Origin of the sequence: Paraclostridium benzoelyticum, from assembly GCF_001006285.1 — a bacterium.
GTDB lineage: Bacteria > Bacillota > Clostridia > Peptostreptococcales > Peptostreptococcaceae > Paraclostridium > Paraclostridium benzoelyticum.
The window spans coordinates 1-5,214 of sequence record NZ_LBBT01000105.1 but is presented as its reverse complement, the minus strand read 5'-3'; the positions used below and the strand labels follow the sequence as shown (position 1 = coordinate 5,214).

The 5,214-nt window shown below is 30.4% G+C and carries 4 protein-coding genes and 1 rRNA gene; 4 read left to right on the top strand and 1 reads right to left on the bottom strand.

All coding sequences use genetic code 11. The annotated features are described in order from the left end of the window. Window positions 1-54 precede the first annotated feature (54 nt). The 3 genes from VN21_RS04570 (at window position 55) to VN21_RS04560 (ending at window position 3,941) form a co-directional block, all read left to right on the top strand. A complete protein-coding gene (locus tag VN21_RS04570) occupies window positions 55-432 on the top strand; it encodes an ArsR/SmtB family transcription factor (RefSeq protein ID WP_021428286.1) in 378 nt (125 codons plus the stop codon). A gap of 29 nt (window positions 433-461) precedes the next feature. Then, entirely contained in the window at window positions 462-2,828 is a 2,367-nt protein-coding gene (locus VN21_RS04565; protein WP_152650771.1) for a heavy metal translocating P-type ATPase, read from the top strand. Window positions 2,829-2,939: 111 nt separating this feature from the next. Then, window positions 2,940-3,941, top strand: coding sequence for a catalase (locus tag VN21_RS04560; protein WP_046822255.1), 1,002 nt, complete (start codon window positions 2,940-2,942; stop codon window positions 3,939-3,941). A 46-nt stretch (window positions 3,942-3,987) separates the two neighbouring features. On the opposite strand, the gene trhA is transcribed toward VN21_RS04560, so the two are convergent. Beyond that, entirely contained in the window at window positions 3,988-4,635 is a 648-nt protein-coding gene (gene trhA, locus VN21_RS04555) for a PAQR family membrane homeostasis protein TrhA (RefSeq protein WP_046822254.1), read from the bottom strand. Between the two features lie 343 nt (window positions 4,636-4,978). On the opposite strand from trhA, the gene VN21_RS04550 reads away from it, so the two are divergent. Further along, window positions 4,979-5,214, top strand: a 16S ribosomal RNA gene (locus tag VN21_RS04550); the annotation flags it as partial.

The window sequence follows — 5,214 nt, the reverse complement described above, 5'->3', positions numbered from 1 at the left end:
TATATGAACAATTATTCATATATTTGTATATATAATATTGAGGAGGAAATATAAATGAAATATGACATAGAAGAAATTAAAGACTGTTCTTGTGAAGAGATACATGAAGAACTAATATGTAAAGCTAAGGATCATATGCCTCAAGAAGAAACTTTATATGATTTAGCAGAACTTTTTAAAGTATTTGGAGATACAACAAGAATAAAAATTTTATACGCTTTATTTTCAAGTGAAATGTGCGTATGTGATATAGCAGATTTATTAGGAATGACACATTCTGCGATATCACATCAATTAAGAGTTTTAAAACAAGCAAGACTAGTTAAATTTAGAAAAGAAGGTAAGGTAGTTTACTATTCTCTGGATGATAATCATATAAGTCAGATCTTTAACTGCGGATTATCTCATATTCAAGAGACTTATAATAAATAAATCAATCAATTAAAAAGGAAGGGGATATTATGAGTATAAGTGCTATCATAAAAAGAGAAATAGTACTAGACGGTTTAAATTGTGCGCATTGCGCAGAAGTTATAAATGAAAAAGTAAATAAATTACAAGAAGTAGATTCAGCCAATTTAAACTTTATAAACAAAGTGCTAACAGTAAATATAGATTCTGACTTTGATCAAGAGGAAGTAATAAACAAAATAATAAAAATAATAGATGATACAGAGCCAGGTTTAAATATAAAGGTGAAAGAAAAAAAGACTAAGGATAAAAAGAAAGAATTAGTGTTAAATGGATTAAATTGTGCACATTGTGCAGAGGTAATCTGTGAAAAAGTGGATAAGTTAACGGAGGTAGAAAGTGCTAACCTTAACTTTATCAACAAGGTTTTAACAGTTAATTTAGTTTCTACATCAAATTCAAAGGAAACTATGGATAAGGTAATAGACATTATAAATACAACGGAACCAGGATTAGATATCCAATACAAAGAGAAGAAAGTTACTGCAAGTAAAAAAGAAGCCGCACCAGTAGAAAATGATAAAAAAGATTTAATTAAACTTGTAATTGGAATTTTAGTTTATATATTTGGAATATACGAAATTGCTACAGGTAAAGAGTCGAGTTTTAGCACTGTAGTTTTCGTAGTTGCATACTTAATAGTTGGTTCAGATGTACTATTAAAAGCTATTAAGAACATAGGAAAAGGACAAATTTTTGATGAAAACTTTTTAATGTCGATAGCTACATTAGGGGCATTAGCTATAGGAGAGTCAGCAGAAGCTGTAGGAGTTATGGTGTTTTATAAATTAGGAGAATTCTTACAAGCTAAAGCTGTTGGTAAATCTAGAAAGTCTATAGCTTCTCTTATGGAGATTAGACCAGATTATGCTAACCTAAAAATAGGTTCTGAAATAAAAGAGGTATCGCCTTACGATGTAGAAGTTGGAGATGTTATAATAGTTAAACCAGGTGAAAAAATACCTTTAGATGGTGTTATAGTTGACGGATTTAGTATGGTAGATACATCTGCATTAACTGGAGAATCTTTGCTTAGAGAGGTTGGTAAGGGAGAAGATGTTTTATCTGGGTTTATAAATAAAAATGCAGTTTTAACTATATCTGTTCAAAAAGAGTTTGAAGAGTCTACGGTTTCTAAAATTTTAGACTTAGTAGAAAATGCAAGTGCTAAAAAATCGAAAACAGAAAACTTTATAACTAGATTCTCTAAATATTATACGCCGATAGTTGTTATATCAGCTCTTTTAATTGCTATAGTTCCACCCGTTATTATACCGGGAGCATCATTTAACGATTGGTTCTATAGAGGGCTTATATTCTTGGTTGTCTCTTGCCCTTGTGCACTTGTTTTATCTATACCATTAAGTTTCTTCAGTGGAATTGGATACGCATCAAAACAAGGAATACTTATAAAAGGAAGCAGCTATTTAGAAGCTTTAAGAAATGTAGATACAGTTGTGTTTGATAAAACAGGAACTCTTACAAAAGGTGTATTTGATGTAACTTATATAAAACCTGCAGGTATAAGTGAAGATGAATTGCTAAAATATGCAGCTATTGCAGAAGTAAATTCAAATCATCCTATAGCAAAATCTATAGTCAAACATTATAAAGAAAATGTAGATTTAGATAAAGTAAATAACTATGAAGAAATAGCTGCACATGGGATTAAAGTAGATTATGAAGGAGAGCATATATTAGCTGGAAATGAAAAATTAATGTTAAGTGAAAATATATTCTTTTCAAAAGCTAAGGAAGTAGGTACAATTGTATATATAGCTGTTAATAAAAGATATAGAGGATATATAGTAATATCTGATACAGTTAAGGATGATTCTAAAGCTTGTATACAAGGACTTAAAAATATAGGAATTAAAGAAACTGTTATGTTAACAGGGGATAATCAGGCAGTAGCTAATGATATATCTGGAAAATTAGGCTTAGACAAGGTTTATTCGAATTTACTACCAACAGACAAAGTTGATAAGTTAGAAGAATTATATGATGGAAGACAAGAAACTGAAAAAATTGCATTTGTTGGAGATGGTATAAATGATGCTCCTGTTCTTGCTAGAGCAGATGTAGGTATTGCAATGGGAGGATTAGGATCTGATGCAGCAATTGAAGCTGCAGATGTTGTTCTTATGACAGATGAACCTAGCAATATTGTTAAAGCTATCAAAATTGCTAAGAAGACTAATAAAATAGTATGGCAAAATATTGTATTTGCTTTAGGTGTTAAAGTAATAGTGTTAATATTAGGAGCAGGTGGAGTAGCAACTATGTGGGAAGCTATATTTGCAGATGTAGGGGTTGCTTTAATAGCTGTACTAAATGCAATGAGAGTTATGAAATAAATTTAGATAAGAGTGAACAGGCATAAATTTATAAATTTATGCCTGCTGTTTTATTATCTTTAATATTTGGATAGGATAATAGATAGTTTAAAAGGACTGGAGGGGTTAGCTATGGGAAGCAGGGATAATAATGAAATGACAAACGAAATTATTGAAATTTTAAAGGCAAAGTTAGTTAAGGATTATGAAAAGGGATTTACAAAAAGAGATGCACATCCAAAAGGGCTAGGGTTATTAAAAGGAATATTTATTGTAGATGATGATTTAAATAAAGATTTAGAAACAGAAGTTTTTCAATCTGGAAAAAAATATAATTGTTTTATAAGATTCTCTAGTGGTGGAAATAAGGTTAAAAGTGATAAGAGTAAAGATATTAGAGGCATGGCTATTAAATTAATTGGAGTAAGTGGTGATAAATTAATAGATAATGAAAGAATGACTCAGGATTTTGTTATGCTTACTATACCAACTATGCCTATAGGAACACTACCTCTATTCAGAGATTCTATATATTATATGGTTAAAAAAAAGAATCCAATTGCTTTGATGTATAGTTTATATAAATCAGATAAATTAAATATAATTAAAGACCTTATAGAAGGAAGATCAAACCAAACAAGTCCGCTAGATGTAAGCTATTTTAGTACGACTCCATATGCTTATAAAAATAAAATAGTTAAGTTTTGTGTGAAACCAAATTCGAAATATAAAAGTGAATTACCTAAAAGACTTACATACAACTATCTTTCAGAAAATATGCAAAAACATTTAATTGATAATGAAGCTAGTTTTGAATTTTATATCCAAATTCAAACGAATTCGAAGTCTATGCCTATAAATGATTCATCTATTGAATGGGATGAAGAAGAGTCACCTCTTATTAAAATTGGTAAAATAATAATTCCAAGACAATGGTTTATAACAGATACTAGAAGTGAAATGGGAGAAAAGTTATCTTTCTCGCCAGGGCATTGCAGTGTGGACCATAGACCATTAGGAGATATAAACTTAGCTCGTGTAAAAATATACAGAGAACTTAGTGAATTTAGACACAAAAGAAATTATAGAGAATGTATAGAGCCGACGGTAGAAGATTTTAAAAAACTTAAATAAAATTAAAAAAGCCCTGCTTACCTATGGTGTAAGCAGGGCTTTTTATTTATATTACATATTTAAATACACAATAAAAATGAGTTAGGCTTCCTAACATAACGAATATATGGAAAATATCATGAAAACCTAAATATTTAAAATCAAGACATTTAGGTTTAACTCCATATATTATTCCACCTATAGTGTAGAAAACTCCACCAAGAGCTAAATAAAAAACTCCTTGAGGTGATATTGCTTTAGATAAAGGTCCTATTATAAAAATAGATATCCATCCCATTCCTATATATATAGAAGTAGATAGCCATCTAGGGCAATTAAACCAAAGCATTTTAAATAAAACACCAGCAACAGCTATTCCAGATACTACACCAAAAAGCGTGAATCCTTTAGCTCCGTTTAAAGCAATTAAGCAAAATGGAGTGTATGAACCTGCTATTAAAATGAAAATCATAGAGTGATCAAGCTTTCTTAAAAACTTAATTACTTTTTCAGATGAAACTACCAAATGGTATGTTGCAGATGCAGAGTATAAAAGCATCATACTTATACCGAATATTATAACCGCAGTTAAATTTACTACAGTAGGGTTAGTAATTGTTGTTTTTATAACTAATGCTAGTAATCCAACAAATGAAAGTATAGCTCCTGCTAAATGAGTAAAACCACTTACGGGTTCTCTAAGATACGTACCCAATATAATCCCTCCTTAATTAGAATGATACATTATTGTATTCATAATTATGTCCAATATATATCTGTTTAAAATATTTTAACATATTTATTCTGAATTTTATGTTAAATCTGCTGAATATTAAATAAAAAAATAAAAAAGTTTTAAAAAACTGTTGACGTTATTTTAAAATGGTGATAAAGTATTACTTGTCCTTAAGAAACGGACGAAACACAAAAGAGAAAATGAACTTTGAAAATTAAACAGTAGGTTAATTATATAAATTCTTTTTTTTAGAATTAAACACAAACAACCAAGCCAGATATTCAGATAATGATTAGCTGAGCGATGGACAACTTTTTAAATTATATTTGAGAGTTTGATCCTGGCTCAGGATGAACGCTGGCGGCGTGCCTAACACATGCAAGTCGAGCGATCTCTTCGGAGAGAGCGGCGGACGGGTGAGTAACGCGTGGGTAACCTGCCCTGTACACACGGATAACATACCGAAAGGTATACTAATACGGGATAACATATAAAAGTCGCATGGCTTTTGTATCAAAGCTCCGGCGGTACAGGATGGACCCGCGTCTGATTAGCTAG

Excerpts from the sequence above, each read along its gene's own strand:
- VN21_RS04560 (WP_046822255.1), top strand. The coding sequence starts at position 2,940 with ATGGGAAGCAGGGATAATAATGAAATGACAAACGAAATTATTGAAATT.
- VN21_RS04565 (WP_152650771.1), top strand. The coding sequence starts at position 462 with ATGAGTATAAGTGCTATCATAAAAAGAGAAATAGTACTAGACGGTTTA.
- VN21_RS04570 (WP_021428286.1), top strand. The coding sequence starts at position 55 with ATGAAATATGACATAGAAGAAATTAAAGACTGTTCTTGTGAAGAGATA.